24 protein-coding genes are annotated in these 21,004 nt (G+C 42.5%); 3 read left to right on the top strand and 21 right to left on the bottom strand.

Annotated elements, in window-relative coordinates; genetic code table 11:
* Positions 1–34 precede the first annotated feature (34 nt).
* A complete protein-coding gene (locus tag G6R09_RS06630) occupies positions 35–1,336 on the top strand; it encodes an outer membrane protein transport protein (protein ID WP_163921302.1) in 1,302 nt (433 codons plus the stop codon).
* A gap of 73 nt (positions 1,337–1,409) precedes the next feature.
* Here G6R09_RS06630 and G6R09_RS06625 read toward each other — a convergent pair whose 3' ends face one another.
* The 10 genes from G6R09_RS06625 to ccmA all read right to left on the bottom strand — a co-directional run bounded on the left by G6R09_RS06625 (position 1,410) and on the right by ccmA (position 9,511).
* Positions 1,410–2,213 carry a VacJ family lipoprotein gene (locus tag G6R09_RS06625; RefSeq protein WP_065166434.1) on the bottom strand — a complete coding sequence of 268 codons (804 nt, stop codon included), beginning with the start codon at positions 2,211–2,213 and terminating at the stop codon, positions 1,410–1,412.
* A 68-nt stretch (positions 2,214–2,281) separates the two neighbouring features.
* A complete protein-coding gene (ccmI, locus tag G6R09_RS06620) occupies positions 2,282–3,571 on the bottom strand; it encodes a c-type cytochrome biogenesis protein CcmI (protein ID WP_065166435.1) in 1,290 nt (429 codons plus the stop codon).
* Positions 3,568–4,080, bottom strand: coding sequence for a cytochrome c-type biogenesis protein (locus tag G6R09_RS06615; protein WP_065166436.1), 513 nt, complete (start codon positions 4,078–4,080; stop codon positions 3,568–3,570). Before G6R09_RS06615 ends, ccmI begins: the two co-directional genes overlap by 4 nt.
* A complete protein-coding gene (locus tag G6R09_RS06610; RefSeq protein WP_065166437.1) occupies positions 4,080–4,661 on the bottom strand; it encodes a DsbE family thiol:disulfide interchange protein in 582 nt (193 codons plus the stop codon). The genes G6R09_RS06615 and G6R09_RS06610 overlap by 1 nt, the downstream gene beginning before the upstream one ends.
* The gene (locus G6R09_RS06605; RefSeq protein WP_065166438.1) at positions 4,654–6,645 is read right to left on the bottom strand and encodes a heme lyase CcmF/NrfE family subunit; all 1,992 of its coding nucleotides are present in this window, start codon (positions 6,643–6,645) and stop codon (positions 4,654–4,656) included. The genes G6R09_RS06610 and G6R09_RS06605 overlap by 8 nt, the downstream gene beginning before the upstream one ends.
* Before the next feature lie 3 nt (positions 6,646–6,648).
* The gene (ccmE, locus tag G6R09_RS06600) at positions 6,649–7,131 is read right to left on the bottom strand and encodes a cytochrome c maturation protein CcmE (RefSeq protein ID WP_065166439.1); all 483 of its coding nucleotides are present in this window, start codon (positions 7,129–7,131) and stop codon (positions 6,649–6,651) included.
* On the bottom strand, positions 7,128–7,334 hold the full coding sequence (gene ccmD, locus G6R09_RS06595) for a heme exporter protein CcmD (protein ID WP_065166574.1): 207 nt from the start codon (positions 7,332–7,334) through the stop codon (positions 7,128–7,130). The genes ccmE and ccmD overlap by 4 nt, the downstream gene beginning before the upstream one ends.
* 7 nt (positions 7,335–7,341) lie before the next feature.
* Positions 7,342–8,073 (bottom strand): heme ABC transporter permease, encoded by a 732-nt coding sequence (locus tag G6R09_RS06590; RefSeq protein ID WP_065166440.1) that lies wholly within the window; start codon positions 8,071–8,073, stop codon positions 7,342–7,344.
* A 114-nt stretch (positions 8,074–8,187) separates the two neighbouring features.
* Positions 8,188–8,856, bottom strand: coding sequence for a heme exporter protein CcmB (ccmB, locus tag G6R09_RS06585; RefSeq protein ID WP_065166441.1), 669 nt, complete (start codon positions 8,854–8,856; stop codon positions 8,188–8,190).
* The gene (gene ccmA / locus G6R09_RS06580) at positions 8,849–9,511 is read right to left on the bottom strand and encodes a cytochrome c biogenesis heme-transporting ATPase CcmA (protein WP_065166442.1); all 663 of its coding nucleotides are present in this window, start codon (positions 9,509–9,511) and stop codon (positions 8,849–8,851) included. Before ccmA ends, ccmB begins: the two co-directional genes overlap by 8 nt.
* A gap of 114 nt (positions 9,512–9,625) precedes the next feature.
* Between ccmA and G6R09_RS06575 the strand changes: the two genes are divergently transcribed.
* Positions 9,626–10,480 (top strand): hypothetical protein, encoded by an 855-nt coding sequence (locus G6R09_RS06575; RefSeq protein ID WP_065166443.1) that lies wholly within the window; start codon positions 9,626–9,628, stop codon positions 10,478–10,480.
* Between the two features lie 19 nt (positions 10,481–10,499).
* On the top strand, positions 10,500–10,811 hold the full coding sequence (locus tag G6R09_RS06570; RefSeq protein WP_065166444.1) for an EscU/YscU/HrcU family type III secretion system export apparatus switch protein: 312 nt from the start codon (positions 10,500–10,502) through the stop codon (positions 10,809–10,811).
* Between the two features lie 19 nt (positions 10,812–10,830).
* Here the strand turns inward: G6R09_RS06570 and G6R09_RS06565 are convergent, their stop codons facing one another.
* From G6R09_RS06565 to flhF, 11 genes are all read right to left on the bottom strand, one after another.
* On the bottom strand, positions 10,831–11,265 hold the full coding sequence (locus G6R09_RS06565) for a DUF2802 domain-containing protein (protein ID WP_065166445.1): 435 nt from the start codon (positions 11,263–11,265) through the stop codon (positions 10,831–10,833).
* A complete protein-coding gene (locus G6R09_RS06560) occupies positions 11,265–11,759 on the bottom strand; it encodes a chemotaxis protein CheW (RefSeq protein ID WP_065166446.1) in 495 nt (164 codons plus the stop codon). Before G6R09_RS06560 ends, G6R09_RS06565 begins: the two co-directional genes overlap by 1 nt.
* Positions 11,760–11,779: 20 nt before the next feature.
* Complete coding sequence (locus tag G6R09_RS06555) at positions 11,780–12,508, bottom strand: chemotaxis protein CheW (RefSeq protein WP_163921299.1); 729 nt, start codon at positions 12,506–12,508, stop codon at positions 11,780–11,782.
* Positions 12,501–13,277: a ParA family protein gene (locus tag G6R09_RS06550; protein WP_163921296.1), complete on the bottom strand. Its 777-nt coding sequence runs from the start codon at positions 13,275–13,277 to the stop codon at positions 12,501–12,503. Before G6R09_RS06550 ends, G6R09_RS06555 begins: the two co-directional genes overlap by 8 nt.
* A gap of 10 nt (positions 13,278–13,287) precedes the next feature.
* The gene (locus tag G6R09_RS06545; protein ID WP_065166448.1) at positions 13,288–14,448 is read right to left on the bottom strand and encodes a chemotaxis response regulator protein-glutamate methylesterase; all 1,161 of its coding nucleotides are present in this window, start codon (positions 14,446–14,448) and stop codon (positions 13,288–13,290) included.
* A 74-nt stretch (positions 14,449–14,522) separates the two neighbouring features.
* A complete protein-coding gene (locus G6R09_RS06540) occupies positions 14,523–16,559 on the bottom strand; it encodes a chemotaxis protein CheA (RefSeq protein ID WP_163921293.1) in 2,037 nt (678 codons plus the stop codon).
* Positions 16,560–16,568: 9 nt separating this feature from the next.
* Entirely contained in the window at positions 16,569–17,288 is a 720-nt protein-coding gene (locus tag G6R09_RS06535) for a protein phosphatase CheZ (RefSeq protein ID WP_065166450.1), read from the bottom strand.
* 31 nt (positions 17,289–17,319) lie between these two features.
* Positions 17,320–17,691 carry a chemotaxis response regulator CheY gene (gene cheY, locus G6R09_RS06530; RefSeq protein ID WP_065166451.1) on the bottom strand — a complete coding sequence of 124 codons (372 nt, stop codon included), beginning with the start codon at positions 17,689–17,691 and terminating at the stop codon, positions 17,320–17,322.
* A gap of 72 nt (positions 17,692–17,763) precedes the next feature.
* Positions 17,764–18,486 (bottom strand): RNA polymerase sigma factor FliA, encoded by a 723-nt coding sequence (locus G6R09_RS06525; protein ID WP_163921291.1) that lies wholly within the window; start codon positions 18,484–18,486, stop codon positions 17,764–17,766.
* Positions 18,479–19,369 (bottom strand): MinD/ParA family protein, encoded by an 891-nt coding sequence (locus tag G6R09_RS06520; RefSeq protein WP_107272685.1) that lies wholly within the window; start codon positions 19,367–19,369, stop codon positions 18,479–18,481. The genes G6R09_RS06525 and G6R09_RS06520 overlap by 8 nt, the downstream gene beginning before the upstream one ends.
* Entirely contained in the window at positions 19,362–20,984 is a 1,623-nt protein-coding gene (flhF, locus tag G6R09_RS06515) for a flagellar biosynthesis protein FlhF (protein ID WP_065166453.1), read from the bottom strand. Before flhF ends, G6R09_RS06520 begins: the two co-directional genes overlap by 8 nt.
* Between the last annotated feature and the right edge of the window lie 20 nt (positions 20,985–21,004).

Raw genomic sequence — 21,004 nt, 5'->3', positions numbered from 1 at the left:
TTATTATTTCGATCAACAATAAGTTTTTTATACCATGCATAAAAATAAAATCACTCTAGCCTTAGCCATTACCGCAACTGTCGGCATCAGCAGCCAAGCTTCTGCCGCAGGTTTTCAGTTAGCTGAATATTCAGCAACAGGTCTAGGTCGTGCTTTTGCCGGTGAAGCAGCAATGGCCGATAATGCCAGTGCCCAATTCCGTAACCCTGCGATGCTAACGTATTTAGAAGGCATTCAAGTTTCTGCTGGTGCGATTTATGTTGATCCTAATATTGATATTGCAGGTTCACACTCAAATCCTAAATATAACAAATTAAGCTTAGGAGCAACTGGTTCAGGTGACTTTGCTAACAGTGCGGTTATTCCTAACTTTTATTTCTCTCGTCCATTAACCGATAAAGCCACCATAGGTTTAGCCGTTGGTACTCACTTTGGCATGCGTACCGATCTAGGTACTGATTTCAAAGCATCGATGTTTGGTAATCAAGCAGATGTACATACAGTTGAAATTAACCCTAACCTTGGCTATAAAATCAATGACCAATTCAGCGTTGGTGCAGGTGTGCGTTATGTGATGGCAAGTGGTCACTTTGGTGCTGCTGTGCCAACAAATGCATCATTAGGTATATTGCAACCTCTTGCGGGAAAAAAGCTTAAATACATGGAAGGTGAAGATAATGCTTGGGGCTGGCAAGCCGGTGCTGCATGGCAAATAGATGCCAATAACCGCATCGGTGTTAGCTACCAATCGGCGGTTAAACTTAACCTTGAAGGCCATGCTAATGGTATTGGTTTTGATGGTACAGGTAAGGGTTCATACACTGGCTCATTACCGATTGAGCTACCCGCATCAGCTGAAATCGCAAGCTTCCACCAGTTAAATGATCAGTGGGCTGTGCACGCGAGTGTTAACTGGACTGATTGGAGTGCGTTTGAAAAACTCGAAGCCAATATTCCACAACTTGGCGGAAGTAAAAAAATCAAAGATGAAAATTGGAAGGATAACTACCGCTTTGCTATTGGTACCACTTACCAAGCGACCAATAAGCTAGTTTTACGTTCAGGTATTGCCTATGACACCTCAGCGGTTGATGAAGCTAACCGTACGCAAACCATTCCTGAAACTGATCGTACTTGGTTAAGTGTTGGCGCTGGCTACGCATGGTCTGAAAACCTAACCTTAGATGCTGGTTTTACTTATATTTTTGCTAAAAAAGCCCATATGCTGGAGCAAGAAAAAGGCAGCGGTGCTATCGGTGAGATACTAGGTCAATTTGACGGTCAAACATCAGGCCACATTTGGCTAGCTGGTGTTCAGGCAAGTTACCGTTTCTAATCTACTATTAGCTATACACAAAAAGACCGCCGATTATGGCGGTCTTTTTATAGCGCATAGTTAATCAATAAAATTAATCACTATCAATTTCATCTAAATAACTATCATCAAATGTATCACCTGTCGCTTGCTCACTCACTTTACCGTCACTGGCAGTGAAGTTCTTATACTGAATATACGCATCACGAGTAAACAGATAAGGATCTGGTGAGTTGTTAAGCATTGACTCTTGGTTCACTAAAGCTGCACGATCTTCCATACCTTCAAAGACCCACTTGCCTAATCCTTCCCAGAAATTAAGTAAATTCAACGGGAAGTACAAACCATCAACCGAGTCTGTAAAGCCTCTAAATGTGATAGGCCCATAAACAGGCAGCATTAAATATGGCCCATTACCGACACCGTAATAACCTAGTGTATCGCCAAAATCACGATCCTGAACTTTAGTAATATCAGCTGCTGATGCAATATCGATAAGACCCGCTAAACCAAAAACAGTATTAATCCAAAAGCGGTTAAAATGGGTTAGCGCATCTTTACCATGCAGTGTTAACAGGCTATTCACCATTCCTGCTGGCTCATCGAGATTTGATAAGAAATTAGTAATACCAGTACGCGCAAACGAAGGCGTATAGTTCACATAAGCAAGTGATACTGGGCGCGCAACATACGGATCGACATAATTAAAATTAAAATTCCACATTGCGCGGTTAAAACCTTCAAACGGATCATACACTGCCGTTGTGGTCGTATTATCACCGTCAATATGATCAGTTACATTGGTTGAAACTGTTTGGTCAGTGGTTTTATCGGGTGACTGCGCACAACCAACCATACCAAGGCTGAAAAAAATTATAAGTAATAGCTTTTTATTCAAAACATACACCTAATAAAAAACAGGCTGAACGTTGATATTCAGCCTGCTTTATTCATTTTAGCAATTAATTAATATTGCTTATTAATGACAAACGCTGTTTCTCCACCCAGAGACGTTTGGCTACTTTGACCATACCAATCGCCTTGTTTGGTCATCACGTTACCATCGCTATCCACACGCGCTCGAATGATCATCTCTGATAGTGATGATAGCTGACGCTGTGGAATCATGCTGTCTTTATCCGTTAACGTAATCGTTAATGGAAACTTAGTCGATAACGGTAATTTTACCGCTGCAATTGGCATTGGCGAACCATCTGCATCATGCACCGAAATAATAATATTACCTTGCTTTGGCAACACAACGTTTTTACCTAGCGCTATAGTAGCAGTTACTTGCTTCTCTGTATCGGCATTTTGCGTTTCAGATTGTGTCGTTGTTTCATCGATTGCGGTTGGATCGGGTGCAACCTTTGAACCATTTCCGCCACTGATCTGCGCTTGTGCACGTTCGATACTGCGCGTCAGCATTGGTGTACGAGAATCATTAGGACCGATAAGAGTTTTCATCATTGTCCAATAATCAACGGCTTGCTGATAATTTTTCTGCTCAAACGCATCAAATGCTAATAATGATAATGCTTGAACGTTACTATGATCACTCTTGATAATTTGACGTAAAAGCTGGCGAGCAAGTTCACTTTGACCAGGCTTACCACTTAACATTAATGTTTGTGCGTAACCTAAGCGAATATCAGTATCAACGGGATTTAGATCATAAGCACGTTTCATTGCCATTTCAGCCGTGGCACCATCGCGGTTAGCAATAGCAATACGCCCTAACAGTAACCATCCCATTGGATCATCACCATCTTTGTGCAATTTCGTTCTTAATGCCAAAGTAAGATCTGACATATCTTGGTCTGATAGCGGTTCATTAGCCGCATTATCGCCCATTAAACGTTGGGTTAGCTCTGGTAAGCGATTCACAGCTTGATGCCATGCTTCAACTTTAGCACTGCTACCGACTGCGCCATAAACACCGTAACAAATACCGACAATCAAAATCAGACCAGGTACAACCATTGCCGGACTAACATATGCCGCTTGTTTCTTTTCAGTAACAGGCAAATCATCCAGTAATGTTTGTTGTAAATCGGTCACCATTTCTTGTTGGTTATCGACTAAACCTTCTTGCGATTCTTCTTCAAGTTCATGAATACGATCTTTAAAGAAGGCTTTATTGAGCTCATCTCGGCTAGCTTCATCGTCATACTCTTTACCGAAATACATCGGAATCACAAAAATAGCGATAGAAATTAAAACCAAAACAGCGGTTAAAATCCAAAACAGGGTCATTTAGTTACCTTTGTGTTATTGGTTGTTTCAGTATCTTGCTGCGCCATTTCAGCTAACAACCCCTGCAAACGTTCCGACTCAACATCATCAAGTGGCTTATCTTTAGCTAGCTCACTTTTTTTGCGAGAACGATAAACCAAGACAGTAAAACCAATCACAATAAATCCAATAGGACCAGCCCATAAGATTATTGTTGAAGCCGTCACTGCTGGATCGTAAGTTACGAAATTACCGTAACGTGCAATCATATAATCAATGACTTGCTGTTTAGTTTTACCTTCTTTTAACAGCTCATAACTTTTCAGACGCATATCTTCTGCTAACGTCGCATTAGAATCGGCGATGCTGTTATTTTGACATTTAGGACAACGTAACGTCTCGGTTAACTCTTGAAATGCTTTCTCTTGTGCTGGATTTTTAAAATCATACACATCAATGGCAGCCAATGCGGGTGCCACCATCGAAAACGTCAGTCCAAGTGCAAATATTAAAGCAAATAAACGTTTCATTATGCTTTAACCTCCGCGTTAGTATGGCTTGCTTTCGCTTCCGCTTGCATTTTTTCATACAAAGGCTTGAGGGTTTTATTCCAGTTTTCTGGATTAACATCACCCACATGGCGATAACGAATAATACCGTTAGCATCAATTAAGAATGTTTCTGGTGCGCCGTAAACGCCAAGATCCATCCCTAACATGCCATTGCCATCAAACAAAGAGATCATATAAGGATTACCCAGCTCTTTAAGCCATCGAATCGCTTTCGGTCGTTGATCTTTGTAATCTAAACCAATGATCTTCACCCCTTGATCGGCAAGCGTATTAAGGTATTGGTGTTCAGCTTGGCAAGTTGGACACCAAGTTGCCCATACATTCAGCAACAGTGGTTGACCTTTAAAAATCGTTTGCTGGTATTCCTTACCTGGCTCAAACAAATCTTCTAACTTAAATGCAGGTACAGGTTTACCTACCAATACTGATTCAAGTTTTGTCGGATCGTCACCCGCTGCGTTACGAGTTAGTTGGATCATGAACATCACAACTAACCCTAAAAACAGCACTAAAGGAATAAATAATAGCTTCTTATTCATTAGTTAGCTTCGCCTCTGATTTTTTGTCATTTGCGGCAATATTAGCAGGCTTACGGAACCGATAACGCTTATCACTGATAGAGAAAGCACCACCAAGCGCCATTAAGAACGCACCCATCCACATCCAGTTAACAAATGGCTTGTAGTAAATACGTACAGCCCATGCACCGTCATTACCTAAACGCTCACCCATCGCAACATAAAGGTCACGTGTAAAGCCGCTATCAATTGCTGCTTCCGTCATCATTGAGCCGGCAACAGTATAGAAACGCTTTTCAGCATGTAGAGTAGTAATTTCAATACCACGACGACTGATTTCAAAGTCAGCCACGTAGCCATCATAGTTAGGACCGTCTGCATCGCGTAAACCTGCAAAGTGGAAGTCATAACCTTTAACGTTAACTGATTGTCCTGGTGATAAACGTAAATCACGCTCAATACCGTAATTAGACACTAACGTCATACCAATAATAGCGATCGCTAAACCTAGGTGACCTAACATCATCGCCCAGTGACTGCGTCCAAGTTTACCCAAACCTTCAAGGAAAGAGTGACGGTGAGTCGCACGACGGTAGATTTCAACCAGGTGAAGCACAATGATCCACACTGCCATCATTACGCCAACAACCGCTAATGGTTCAACAACGCTTGCTGTTAAGTAAATTGCCAAGAATGAGAATGGCACCGTAAATAGCGCACTCCAAATCATTGGTTTAGCAATCGAGGCAAAATTATCGCGTTTCCAGCGTACTAGTGGACCAATACCCATTAAGAATGAGAATGGCACCATTAACCATGTAAACAAAGTATTAAAGAACGGTTCGCCAATCGATACCGAGCCTAAGCCTAATTGTTTATGAACTAACGGTAATAGTGTGCCAATCAGTACTACCAACAATGCAGCCACTAATAACAAGTTGTTAGCGAGTAAGAAGTTCTCACGCGAGAATAGTGCGTAGTTACCACGAGAACGAATTTGACCACCACGTAGTGCATAAAGCAGTAATGAACCACCAATAACCACGACTAAGAAGCCAAGAATAAACATACCGCGTGATGGATCTGACGCAAATGCGTGCACAGAAACCAATACACCAGAACGGACTAAGAACGTACCTAATAAACTTAATGAGAATGCAGAAATTGCCAGCAATACTGTCCACGCTTTAAAAGTACCGCGTTTTTCAGTCACTGATAGTGAGTGCATTAATGCTGTACCCGCAAGCCATGGCATTAATGAGGCGTTTTCTACTGGATCCCAGAACCACCAGCCACCCCAGCCAAGTTCGTAGTAAGCCCACCATGAGCCTAGTGCGATACCTAAGGTTAGAAATGACCATGCTGCAATTGTCCAAGGACGCGACCAACGTGCCCAAGCAGTATCTAAACGGCCTGTCATTAATGATGCAATAGCAAATGAGAATGCAACTGAGAAACCTACATAACCCATGTACAACATTGGTGGGTGCACAATCAAACCCGGATCTTGTAATAATGGGTTTAGATCACGACCTTGTACCGGAAAATCTGGCAATGTGCGTAAAAATGGATTCGACGTAACGATAATAAACAGTAAGAAACCCACTGCTACCATGCCCATCACTGAAAGTACACGCGCCACAGCTTCTATCGGCATACCGCGGCTAAATCGAGCAACAGCTGCTGCCCAACCTGCTTGAATAAGTACCCATAGCATCAATGAACCTTCATGGCCGCCCCATACTGCGGTTAAACGGTAATACCATGGCAATAAGCTGGTTGAGTTACTGGCAACATACGCTACCGTAAAATCGTTGCTATAGAACGACCAGCTCAAAATACCGAACGACAATGCAAGCATGCCGAATATTCCGTAAGACAGTGGACGTGCCATACGCATCATTGCTTGGTTACCAACAGTGGCACCATACAATGGGTAAATGCTGGCCAGCACCGATAGCGCAAGCGCGGCTATAAGTGCAAATTGGCCTAATTCAGGGATCATTGATCACTTACCTTGTAGTTGTTCTTCAGTGTACTGAAGTCGGTTATGGTTTATCTTCATTGCATCTGCCACTTCTGGCGGCATGTATTTTTCATCATGCTTTGCAAGCACTTCACTGGCTTTAACTGTGGTTGGGTTAATTAATACACCCTGCGCCACAATGCCCTGCCCTTCACGGAACAGATCCGGCAAAATACCATCATAAATAACAGTCACTGATGGGCCAACATCTGCCACTTTAAAGCTAATTCGTAACGATTTAGGATCGCGCTTAACCGATCCCTTTACCACCATGCCACCAATACGCAACCGTTGACCTACTTCAGGTTTAGCGCCTGTATCGGCTTTACCATTAATTAACTCTGAAGGCGTATAAAACAGGTTCATATTTTGGTTTAACGCATACAGAATTAAACCAACCGTTGCACCGAGTCCAAGCACTAACGCCAGTACAATAACTAAACGTTTTTGACGTCTTGGGGTCATAGTGTGTTCTCCAATGTTTTTGCTTCTTTAATGCGTTGTTCACGCGCCATTTTATTTTTTATTTCTCGTAACAAACGGCGTTTCGTTGTTAAGCTCGAAAATAAAACCCATAACATCGATAGAAAAGAAATAGCATAGGCACTCCAAACGTAACCTGCATACCCACCCATCGCAAAAAAATCTTTTATAGAATCAAAATACATAACCATCTCACTTCACCAACTTCTGCACCCAAGGGCGGTGGCTCTCACGTGATAGAATTTCATTGCGTAACCGTACTAAAGTGACAGCGGCAAAGAAACAACCAAAACCAAGTAGCATCACTAGCAATGGCCATAACATATCGCTAGACATCGATGGCTTGCCAAATTTAGAAATTGTTGCACCTTGGTGAAGGGTATTCCACCATTCGACTGAATAGTGAATGATAGGAATATTAATCACGCCAACAATTGACAAAATACCGGCAGCTTTAGCCGCTGTTTTGTGATCATCAAACGCGTTATACAAGGCAATCACACCAAGGTATAAGAATAATAGAATCAATTCAGAGGTTAAGCGAGCATCCCAAACCCACCAAGCGCCCCACATAGGTTTACCCCAAATAGCCCCTGTAATGAGGGCAATAAAGGTAAATACTGCGCCGATAGGTGCCATCGCAGCCGCAGCCATATCTGACATACGAATCTGCCACACTAGGCCAATGAAAGAAGAAATAGCCATAGTCACATAAATACTCATCGACCAAATTGCTGATGGTACGTGAATATAAATGATTCTAAAGCTATCGCCTTGTTGGTAATCTGCAGGAACAAATAATAGTCCCCATACAGATCCTACTAAAATGGATATCAATCCGATAATAGAAAACCAAGGCAACAACTTACCGCATAATCGGTAGGTGTTTTCTGCTTTAGCGTAGGGATGTAACCACTTCCACATAATGCTCTCAACTTATAATAGATAGTAAATACGTCACTGAGAGTAAAATTGTTACTCTCACTTTCTTTAACGCTTCACCGTTGACGAGGTGAGCATTAAAGAAAAATTCATCGGCTAATTAACACTGATCCTTAGTGATGCTGCCACAGCAAACGGTGCCAGAGTCAATGACCCAACTAACATCGCCCCCATAATGGCTAATTGACCATCATAAGCCATGCCTAAACTTGCCGCCTCAATGGCGGAGGTCGCGAATATAAGTACAGGAATGTACAAAGGCAGTATGAGCAAGCTCAATAAAACGCCACCTTTTCGTAATCCAACCGTTAATGCCATACCAATGGCACCTAAAAAACTTAATGTTGGTGTGCCAATCAGCAAGGTTAATAACACTGCGATCCATGTATGCCAATTCAACGACAATAAAATAGCCAGTAATGGGCTAATTAAAATCAATGGTAATCCAGTGAGTAACCAATGCGCGATCATTTTAGCAAATGCAGCCACCGACAATGGCACTGGCATCAACAGCATCTGCTCCAGTGAACCATCAAGGTAGTCATCGCGGAACAAACGCTCCATCGATAATAATGCCGCTAATAGCGCTGCTACCCAAATAATACCCGGAGCAATGCGAGCTAATAAATTAGGCTCAGGTCCGATCCCTAATGGGAACAGCGTGATCACAATAATAAAAAACCATAGCGGATTAAAAATATCCGCTTGGCGACGATAAGCGATTAATAACTCACGCCGAATAATTTGAACAAGGGTGTTAAGCATGGTTAGTATGCCCTAACTTAATTTTTCGTAACCGATCGCTATCAACAAACATATCTTGGTGAGTGGTCAGTAATACCATTCCTCCACGCTCAGCATGTGCCAAAAATAGCGCCTCAAGCACCTTAACCCCTTGCTTATCAATCGCGGTTAGCGGTTCATCAAGCACCCACAGTTTATGATTACTTAACCATAAACGCGCTAATGCAACTCGACGTTGCTGACCTGCTGATAACTGCCCTGCGCTAATATCTTCACGTCCAGCTAAACCAACATGGGCCAATGCTTGCCACAATGCATCATCACCGGTTACTTTGGGTGTTCCTTTGAGATCGGAGCCTTGTTGGCAGGTATGCATTGCCTGAAAAAAAGCCAAGTTCTCAAAGGCCGTAAGCTCGCGCTTTACGCCTGTTTGATGACCTAAAAATAACAGTGATTGGTGATAATCCTCACGTGCAGTTGTAATATTTTCATTACACCACAGCACCTCACCACTATCTGGATGGCCTAAGCCCGCTATTATTCTTAATAAGGTCGTTTTACCCGCGCCGTTTGGCCCTTCAATTTGAACTAATTCACCACTTGAAATCGTGAAATTTAATTCATCAAATAAGACGCGCTCATCACGAACGCAGCTCAAATTTGCTACTGACAACATAAAATGCTATATCCTAGGTGCCACAAAATAGCCGCATAGTACCACAATGGCTAACAAATTGGCTAAACTGCTCAGCTTCTTAGTCGTTAACTAACGTAAGTAATTGTGAAATAAATGCAAACTAAACTATTGCCAAATTCAGCGCCATTTATAGAAAAACTTTCGACAATAGAAAGAATTACTACAATACCGAAGGCTTCCAATTTACTCTCATCAACAATCACTGCTAACAATCAATCAAATTTGATCTCTCAGCTGCCGCAATTATTATTATCTATGAATAGCTTGCAACGATTAGTTACAAATTTATTGCTGCCGTTAAACTTAGGTACAGCTAAATCGTCACACTCGATGCCATCATCACTGCAACAATTGTTTAGCCAATTATTATTACCCAATAATCAAGCTGGCTTAATTCACTGGCTACAACACAATACTGGTCACCAAACATTAGCAACGTTATTACTGCAATTATCGCAACCATCAAGCCCACTAAAGCAGTGGTTAAGCCAATTGAGTCCTGAGCAACAACAAGAGTTTACTGCTTTACTTCGCCTTGCAAGTGAACAACGCGGCCCTGAAAGCCAGCGTTCTCCTGACAGTCACCAACTGCACTTACAATGGGTGCAAGACAACGGTCAAACCATTGAGCTACAAATTAACGATCATCACAAAAATAAAAAAAATACTACTAAGGATAACAATAACCGCTGGACGGTCAAATTGAGTTTACCTATTGGTACAATAGATACAGTAAATGTTATTGCTTGTTGGCACCAACAACAATTAAGCACTCGTTTTGAATGCATGAATCAGCAATTATTACTACGTATTGAACGGCTAACCCCCTATTTAATTTCACGGTTGCAGCAATTAGGCATTAATAGCACGCCACCCCAGTATAAACGGCTTACAGAGCAACCACTGCAAACGCCACCAGCACCATCAGGGCTATCAATCACAGTTTAATTATAAGGATAAAATAACCATGACGGTAAAGCTAACCTCAACTCCACAACAAGCAATTGCCCTGCGTTATGATGGCGATAAAAGCCCTTATATTGCGGCGAAAGGCTACGACCAATTAGCACAACATATTATTGAACAAGTAAAACAGCAAGGTGGATTAATCCATCAAGACCCAGTGTTGGCACAGTACCTTAATAGCTTTGAATTAGGCGATCACATTCCCGAGGAGTTATATCAAATTATAGCCGAGTTAATTGCCTTTTCATGGTACCTAAACGGCAAAACCCCTCCGGGCTGGGAAGGGTTTGAAAATATCGACATCACCGCATAGTAATGGGTGTTTAAAGCCATTAACGTCGATAATGCTGTGGCATACTTCTTTGTAAACTCAGCAGCAATTCAGCTTCAGCTTTAGGTAAATCACATTCTTTCATTAATTCGTCGACATCAGCGCCTAGTTCAACCATTTTACTGGCGCGACTGTATAAGCGCCCACCGGAATCATTCATCGCCACTTCATTTTGACGTACTTCAACCCGATCAATCTGCTCGATCAAATCAACTAATTTATCACTCATACCGATGCTGCCTGTACGTAATTCGTGAAATTGTTTAGTTAAGCTTTCATTTTGCAACCGCGCATTTTTTAATACGGTTTCAATGGCTGTGAATTTGACTTCTAATGCCAACCGCGCTTGACGCTCACGACGGATTAGCACTGCGCCGATTAGCGCAATAAGCACAGAGATCACCACCGGTAACCATTGTTGAAGTATGATATCCATTACAAATACGCCATCTCGTCCCACTCGTCTTCCGACAGCAGTTTATTTAAATCGACCAAAATTAATAGCTGCCCGTCGCGGTTACTTACCCCTTGAATAAACTTGGCGCTTTCTTCGGTGCCAACACAAGGCGTACTGTCAATTTCAGAGCTACGTAAATACACCACTTCAGCAACACTATCGACTAAAATACCAATCACTTGGGTTTCAGCTTCGATAATAACAATACGGGTGCTGTCTGTAATTTCACCATGTTGTAAGCCAAAACGGGCACGAGTATCAATAACAGTAACAACATTACCACGTAAATTAATAATACCAATCACGTAATCAGGCGCGCCCGGTACAGGTGCTATATCTGAATAACGTAATACTTCACGCACTTGCATGACATTAATACCATAGGTTTCATTTTCTAATTGAAATGTAACCCACTGTAGTACTTGATCGTTAACGCCATCTTTTTGAATTTCCGTTATATTTACTTGGGACATATTATTTCCTCTTTAATGCCTCAACTCGCGTCACTATTAACATCTAAGCCTTTATTCAACATTTGAATTAATGCATCAACATGGATCAGTGCACACATTTTTTGTTTGACCATTCCCGCTAACCACGGTCGCTTACCTGCTTGTTGACGCCAACGAATATCTGTCGTCAATAATGTTTGCGTACCATGTAAAATATCGCACGCTAATCCCCACTGACTATTACCTAACATCACCATGTAACGATAATTAGCACGATAACAATCATTGGTTAACTTATCAGCCATCACCCAGCGGGCCGTATCTACAACATCAACATTATATTGAGCTAATGGTGCTAAGCCTAAATACCAATTTGGGCGACTAACAATCTGGTTTAATGCTCCCAATCGATGAATTGAGCCTAACTCTGTTAACGCCACCGCAAACATCATGCCATTGACTTCAAAAAACAATGCTTGAAATGGCTGCTGCTGGCCATGATGCTGCCAGGTAACATATTCTGGTTCTGGTTCTGGTTCTGGTTCTGGTTCTGGTTCTGGTTCTGGTTCTGGTTCTGCATCAGTGACAACCACCACTTGTGGCTCGGTTGCAACCGTTAGTGGTACTTGATCTAATAACTGTTGTAATTGTTGTGATGATGACGGCTCACAAAACGTTGGCGACTTAATAGACTCGGGCTCGGCATCTAACAGTAAATCACCAAAATAATCATCCAATGCTTGTTCACTGGTTAAACGGTTATTATTCATGGTGTGTAAGCCTTGTTAAATGACTAAGTAACGTTTTGTAAGCAAATACTCCGCGACAATTATGGGCATACAATGATGGCGGCATATGTTTAATGCTGGCATCTCGAAATTTAGTATCAATCGGAATCGCTGAGGCCCACACTTGATCAGGATAACGGGTTTTGAGATCTTGCAAGGTTTGCAATGATGCTCGCGTACGCTTGTCATACATGGTCGGCACAATAGTGACATCAAAGCCACCCGGTTTAGAACGCTGCATAATCTGCAAGGTACGTAACATGCGCTCGAGGCCTTTCATGGCTAAAAACTCAGTTTGTACTGGAATCAAAATCCGATCACTGGCTGCCAGTGCGTTGACCATCATCACCCCAAGAATCGGTGGGCAATCAATCAATACATAGTCATAATCTGCGGCAACAGCGGTTAATGCTTTTTTTAATACTAATCCCATTCCACTGCGGTTACCCATAGAGCGATCCAAAGTCGCTAATGACATATGGGCGGGAATAATATCAATATGACTAAATGTGGTGCTTAAAATTAATTCTCTTACACCATCATAATCAATCTGTGGTAATTGAAATAAATCAAATAAACTGGCAGGTACATAATCCGCATCAAAATTTAAATAGGTTGTTAATGATCCATGGGGATCGGTATCAACCACTAATACTCGCTGGTTTTGTTCACTTAGTAATCCTGCTAATGCTATGGTAGTGGTCGTTTTCCCTACTCCACCTTTTTGGTTTGCAATACTCCAAACAACCACCTTTAACTCCTCACGACAAACCCAATTCAATTAAAATATATTCCGCAATGCGGTCAAGGGGAAGATCATGACTAGAAATGCCCGCTTTAGCAACTGCTTGTGGCATGCCATATACCACACAGCTATCTTCATCTTGTGCCCACACGGTTGAGCCATTCGCTTTTAACATCCGCGCACCTTCGCGACCATCGGCACCCATGCCCGTTAGCACTATCGATAATACCCGATCATTAAACACTTTCGCCGCCGATCCAAAACTGACATCAACACAAGGCTTGTAATTCATGCGTTCGCCACCATCAATAATGCGTAGTCGAGCTCCAACTGCCCGTCCATCAACCATCATCTGCTGTCCGCCTGGGGCTAAATACGCCACACCAGCACGGAGTATATCGCCATTTTGGGCTTCTTTTACTTCAATGCGACACAGGTTATTTAATCGAGCCGCAAACGCCGCCGTAAATGTTGCAGGCATATGCTGCACTAAAATAATCGGATACGGAAAACTCGCCGGTAGTTGAGTCAGAATTTTTTGTAATGCGACCGGACCGCCAGTTGAGGTTCCAATTGCGACTAACTGATATTTTTTACCTGAAGCGCGAAAGCGTAATGGTATTTTGGTCGTCAGTGTCGCTTCACTACCAGCGCGTCCAGTGTTTATTGCAGTAACAGCGGGGCGTACTTCAGCTGTCATCGCTGACATATTACGCCCAGGAGGCGTAGATAACCTCTTTATCGGCGCTGATAAACCATTATGACGCCGTAAATAAAATCTTTTCCCGGCTAATTCAGCCACTCGCTTTTGTAATAGATCGACCGCTTCATCACGATTACGGGCAATATCTTCAAACTTTTTCGGTAAAAAATCGAGGGCACCAGCATCAAGCGCATCTAAGGTCGCTTTTGCACCATCTTGGGTTAAAGAAGAAAACATCAAAATAGGCGTCGGGGCTATTTTCATTATTTCACGTACCGCACTAATACCATCCATCACCGGCATTTCAATATCCATGGTAATAACATCAGGCTGTAGCACTTTCACCAGCTCACATGCTTCTTTACCATTAGTGGCATTACCAACAACGGTTAATCGAGGATCAGCATTAATAATCTCACTCATACGGCGACGAAAAAAGCTTGAATCATCAACCACTAACACCTTTATTGCCATTTGTTTTTATTCCTTTACCTAAATAATACCGTCAGCCTAATCACTGGCGTTCAATCGGTTATTTTTGTTAGTAATTAACGTCTTACATAATGGTTTAACAGGTTAGGTACATCTAAAATAAGCGCAATATGACCATCGCTAGTAATGGTTGCTCCTGCCATCCCCGGTGTGCCTTTGAGAAGTTTATCTAACGGCTTAATTACCACTTCTTCTTGGCCGATCAGACTATCAACCACAAAGCCAACTCGTTGGTGACCCGTCTGAACAATCACCACGTGACCATAACTATTATGTTGTTGATGATGGCGCGATGATTTTTTCGATAACCAATCTTGCAAGAAGAATAATGGAATCGCTTTCTCACGTACCACAATCGTCAATTGGCCATCAACGGTATGGGTCTTGGTTAAATCTAAATGGAAAATCTCATTCACACTCGCTAACGGTAACGCAAATGGCTGCTGCGCTACGCCAACCATTAATGTCGGTAAAATCGCTAATGTGAGTGGTACTTTAATATCAATTCGAGTTCCTTTGCCTAACACCGAATTAATCGCTATCGAGCCATTGAGTTGGTTGATACTGGTTTTAACCACATCCATACCAACACCGCGCCCTGAAATATCTGAAATCTGTTTTTTAGTGGAAAAACCAGGGGCAAAAATCAAATTATAAGCATCATTATCACTTAAGCGTGAGGCGGCATCGTGATCCATCATGCCGCGATCAATCGCGATTTGACGCAATTTATTAGCATCCATACCGCCACCATCATCTTCAATGGTTAACCGTATATGATCCCCTTCTTGTGATGCTGAGAGTAACACTTTACCTGTTGGTGACTTACCAGCTTGCTCGCGCACTGCTGGCATTTCAATACCATGATCAACCGAGTTACGTACTAAGTGCACTAAAGGATCGGCTAAGGCTTCCACTAAGTTTTTATCAAGATCAGTATCTTCACCTACCATTTCCAGTACGATTTCTTTATTAAGACTGCGAGCTAAATCACGTACTACTCGCGGAAAACGACCAAAGACTTTTTTGATTGGCTGCATGCGAGTTTTCATTACCGCGCCTTGAAGATCGGCGGTAACAACATCCAATGTCGATACCGCTTTTGACATTTCTTCATCGGTGGTATTTAAGCCTAAACTCACTAGACGGTTGCGTACTAACACTAACTCACCGACCATATTCATGATGATATCAAGGGTTGAAGTATCAACACGTACCGTGGTTTCTGCTTGAGGCTTAGGTTTATCTTTCGTCACTATTGACGCTGCCGGGGTTACAGGCTCAACCAGAGGTCCACGACCGACACCATGTAATTGATCTAATAAGTTTTCGAACTCATCATCTGTCATCAAATTATCATTAACAACCGCGAGATTGTCATTGGCAATGGCTGATTCAGCAGTTACAGCTACAGCCTCACTCCCCGGAGCCTTACCACTGCCATGTAATTCATCCAATAACCGTTCAAACTCATCATCGGTAATATCACTACTTTCAACACCACTCGCAATATTAGCCGTTGTCGTTACTGCTGAAGGTGGTACAGCTACCGCAGAGGGAGAATTACCAACACCGTGTAACTCATCTAATAAGCGATCAAATTCATCTTGAGTAATATCATCGATACTATCTGCATTAATCGCACTGGTTGATGACGGAGCAATAACAGGTTCAGGCTCAACCACTGCGGTTTCAACGGCGGTAGGTGGTAAACTGTAATGATGCAATTGATCCAATAATGTTTGATCAGCTTTAGTGAGGGGCTGATGCGCTTGTACTTGAGTAAACATCACGTTGATACAATCTAACGCTGTTAAAATCACATCCATAAGATCTGATGTGACGCTACGCTTACCAGTACGTAATAAATCAAATACGTTTTCAGCACCGTGGCAAGCATCAACTAGCTCAGCCAAAGATAAAAAACCAGCCCCCCCTTTAACGGTATGGAAACCACGAAAGATAGCATTTAATAATTCACTATCGTCAGGACGACGTTCAAGTTCAACTAATTGCTCAGACAATAATTCAAGGATTTCCCCAGCTTCAATTAAAAAGTCTTGTAGGATATCTTCATCTAAATCAAAACTCATAAATTCCCTCTAAAATCCGAGACTTGAAAGTAAGTCATCAACATCATCCTGTGATGAAAGTGCATCTTTACGTTGCTGGGGGTTAATAATTGGTCCTTCAGCAGTCACCGCTGAGGGCTTTATTTCCACCTCAGTCAGTACTGCTTGCTCGATACCAAATGCTTGCAGAATATCAAGCATTCGCTGTTCAATTTCGTGAACTAAGGTGATCACCCGTCGTATCACTTGGCCAGTCAGATCCTGAAAATCTTGCGCCATTAAAATATCAGTTAAATGCTCACGTAAAAGAGCGCTATCTTGATTAACTTGACTTAATAACTGATTAATATCGTGGCAAAGTTGTTTAAAATCAGCCAACGCAATTTGACCCGCCATTAATTGCTGCCATTGCGGCTGAAGGTGCTGCAGTGTTTGCTGTAGTTGTTCGGCAATCGGTAAGGTTATTTCAACGGCGTCCATGGTACGGTTAGCGGCAGCTTCAGTTTTATCAATCACATAAGATAAACTGTCGCGCGCATCTGGAATGTCGGTTTTAGCCAAATCATTCCAACGCGGATCAAGCCGAAAACTGACTAAGGAATCATGTAGCTGGCGCGTCATTTTTCCCACTTCTTCGTACACAGGTGAACGTTGATGTTCAACTAAAGTTTGCACTAACGTATTAGCTTGTTGTTGCTGTCCTTGCTCAAGCAACACCACTAATTGCTGCGCTTGCTCTAATGAAATCATGGTTAACTTTCCCTATGCCAAAACGCAATAACTACTGTAACCGTTCAAAAATCTTCGCGAGTTTTTCTTTCAATGTCGCCGCATTAAACGGTTTTACAATATAGCCATTCACACCAGCTTGAGCAGCTTCAATGATTTGTTCACGCTTAGCTTCCGCGGTGATCATCAACACCGGTAAATGCTTTAATTGCTCATCAGAACGAATATGGCGTAATAAATCAATACCTTGCATTCCAGGCATATTCCAATCAGTTACCACGAAATCAAAATCACCACGTTTTAATAACGGCAATGCTGTGACACCATCATCGGCTTCAACAGTATTGTTAAATCCTAAATCACGCAGTAAATTTTTAACGATACGGCGCATTGTTGAAAAATCATCAACAATAAGAATTTTCATATTAGTATTCAAAATTGCCTCCACAGTAAACTGTGTTGTAAGTTATAAATAATGTCAGCACTATTATTGAAATCACGCAGCCCAAGCATGTAATTTAGCCCGTAATCGCTGCATCGCTTGGCTATGAATCTGACAAATACGCGATTCACTCACACCAATAACGGCACCTATTTCTTTTAAATTCATTTCTTCGTCGTAATACAGTGACAGCACTAATGCTTCTCGCTCTGGCAGCGTTTTAATCGCTGCCGCTAAGCTATGACGAAAACTATCATCAACCACACCTTGGAATGGCAGATTTTGATTAATATCTTCATCATTAACCATTGTGTCTTCACCACCCGCAAGATCCGCAATGCCAACGATACGACCACAATTGACATCGTTCAACGCTTGATGGTATTGCTCTAATGGCATATCAAGATAGGTCGATATTTCATTATCCGTCGGATCGCGACCAAGGCTATGTTCAAGGTGTGCAATCGCATCACTAATAAGCCGATTATTTTTATACACCGAACGCGGTACCCAATCACCACGACGAATATCATCGAGCATCGCGCCACGAATACGAATCCCCGCGAAGGTTTCAAAACTCGCCCCTTTGCTAGGATCGTAATTTTGCTGTGCTTCTAACAATCCGATCATGCCCGATTGAATCAAATCTTCGACTAATACACTCGGTGGTAAACGCGCCATTAAATGATGTGCAATCCGCTTTACCAACGTCGAATAGCGCTCAATAAACGCCTGCGGACTTTGTTGGTAACGACTATAAGTTAAAGTTTTATTCACAAATTGGCGCCTCCATGGCTCGCGGTTTATGCACTAACAATCGTTCAACAAAAAACTCCAAATGCCCACCAGGATGATGAGGAATAGGCCATGTCATCGCTTTTGATGCTAATGAGTTCAATGCTAACGCTGCAGGTGTATGCGGAAATGCCTCAACCACTAATTTTTGACGTTTAACCGCTTGGCGAACGTTATCATCAAGAGGAATACAGGCGGCAAGTTCAAGGTTGGCATCTAGAAAACGTTCCGTTACTCGCGTTAGTTTAATGAATAAATCGCGCCCTTCACGATAACTACGAACCATGTTGGCAACAATCTTAAATCGTTGAATATCATACTCACGACTCAAAATTTTCATTAATGCGTACGCATCTGTGATCGACGTCGGTTCATCGCATACCACAATAACAATATCTTGAGCTGCACGAGCAAAACTGAGCACCATGTCAGAAATACCAGCAGCGGTGTCGACAATAAAAAAATCGATCTCGTCTTGTAAATTACCAAACGCGCGAATTAAGCCAGCATGCTGTGCAGGGGTTAATTCCGCCATATTCTGAGTACCCGAAGCCGATGGAATGATTTTTACGCCATAAGGGCCTTCGATAATAATATCTTTAAGTTCGCACAACCCAGCCAGCACATGTGATAGATTTCGTCCAGCACGTAAACCCAACATCACATCGACATTAGCTAACCCAAGATCTGCATCAAGCACCATGACACGTTTGCCTTGGCGCGCCATTGAAATTGCCATATTAAGTGTGACATTGGTTTTACCTACGCCACCTTTACCGCCAGTAACCGTAATGACTTTTGTCGACGTTAATTGGGTCATTCGACGTAAACCACTCGCTTGATCGTACATGATGTTCTCAGTCATAAAAATCGGCCGTTTTGTTATCTGAACTATCACTAGCCCAGACATGAGATTGCTGTGACAACTCTCGTTCTAACAACTCATTGGCACGCGAAACTAGGTAATTTCCCGTTGCTACTTTCAAATCTTCAGGAACCCGCTGACCATCCGCTAAATATGCAATGGGTAAGGCATTTTGAATAGCAACACAGATTATTTCACCCAAACTTAATGATTCATCAAGTTTGGTTAATACACAGCCTGATAATGGAATACGACGAAAATGCTCAATCGTCTCCTCAAGCACCCGTCGTTGTGATGTTGCTGGCATCACCAAATAACTGCGAATTTTAGCGCCGCTATTTTGCATTAAGGTATCTAACTGTTCGGTCAAACGAATATCACGCTGACCCATGCCAGCTGTATCAAGTAACACTAATCGTCGATGGCGTAACTGATGAAGTATATCGGCCAGTTCTTGGGCATCTTTAGCCACTCTGACAGGACACCCCATAATTCGGCCATAAGTAGCAAGCTGCTCATGAGCACCAATACGGTAATTATCCGTGGTCACTAATGCAATTTGACTAGGGCCAAACTCCATCGCCGCTCGTGCGGCCAATTTAGCAACGGTGGTTGTTTTACCAACACCAGTTGGCCCAAGTAAGGCCACCACGCCACCCGTTTCTAAAATACAATCATCAGTGGTCAGTATTTGATCAGCCAATAAATCAAGTAATGCCGGCCATGCTTCATTGGTCGGTAAATCTTCAGGAATATAACAGGCTAATTGATCTGCGAGTTGGTCTGATAGACCCATTTTTTCCAGTCGCTTAATCATCATTGCTCGCATTGGCTCCTGGCGTTCAACTTCTTGCCACATCAGCCCGGATAATTGATGTTCTAATAAACGTCGAATTGAGATAATTTCAGCACGCATCGTCTCTAAGTCATCGTCTTTACGTGCCCCTTTGGCTTCATAGCGACTTGGATCTAACCGAGGCTTACGTGGTGGCGTACCATAATCATTTCGACCAACAGCCACTTCACGTTCAAATTGTTTCGACGCTGGACGGTTATACTCACCCACATTGAGATCATGTGATTGCTCATCGTAACGACGTTTAGGTTGCGATCGTAATGATGCGGGTTGGCGATCAATACCATGTTGCTGCCGATGCTGCTCATGGGTATCACTGTGGTAATAATGCTGACGCGCCTGCTCTCGGCTGCCATCATTTGAATGATTAGACTGTGATTGCAACTGATCTTGATGCTTTGATTGGCGCTGCAATAATGCCGTTAATGAATCAACAGAGGCCATATTGTCTGGCGTTTCTGTGGTCGCGGCATAATTTTGGAGCACACTGGCAAACTGCTTTGATGCTGATGGCGTCACATTGACTTTATCATCAGCAAGTTTACGCCGTGCTTGTCCTAAGCCTTGGGCTAACTCATCACGCACATCATGATTGGTTTTAGCCATCATAGGCTGAGTATCAGTATCAACCGCAGCGACAATTTCTACACCACCAGAGACTTTTTTATTGGACATAATCACTGCGTCAGGGCCAAGTTCTTCTTTGACTTCGCTAAGTGCTGTTCTCATGTCCTTGGCAAAAAATCGTTTTATTTTCAAACTTAATTCCCTATCAGCAC

It is taken from the genome of Photobacterium sp. Alg240-V54, from assembly GCF_900537155.1.
In the GTDB taxonomy this organism is placed as follows: Bacteria; Pseudomonadota; Gammaproteobacteria; order Enterobacterales; family Vibrionaceae; genus Photobacterium.
Note: the sequence above shows the minus strand (reverse complement) of the source record. Positions and strands in the feature narration are given on the sequence as shown.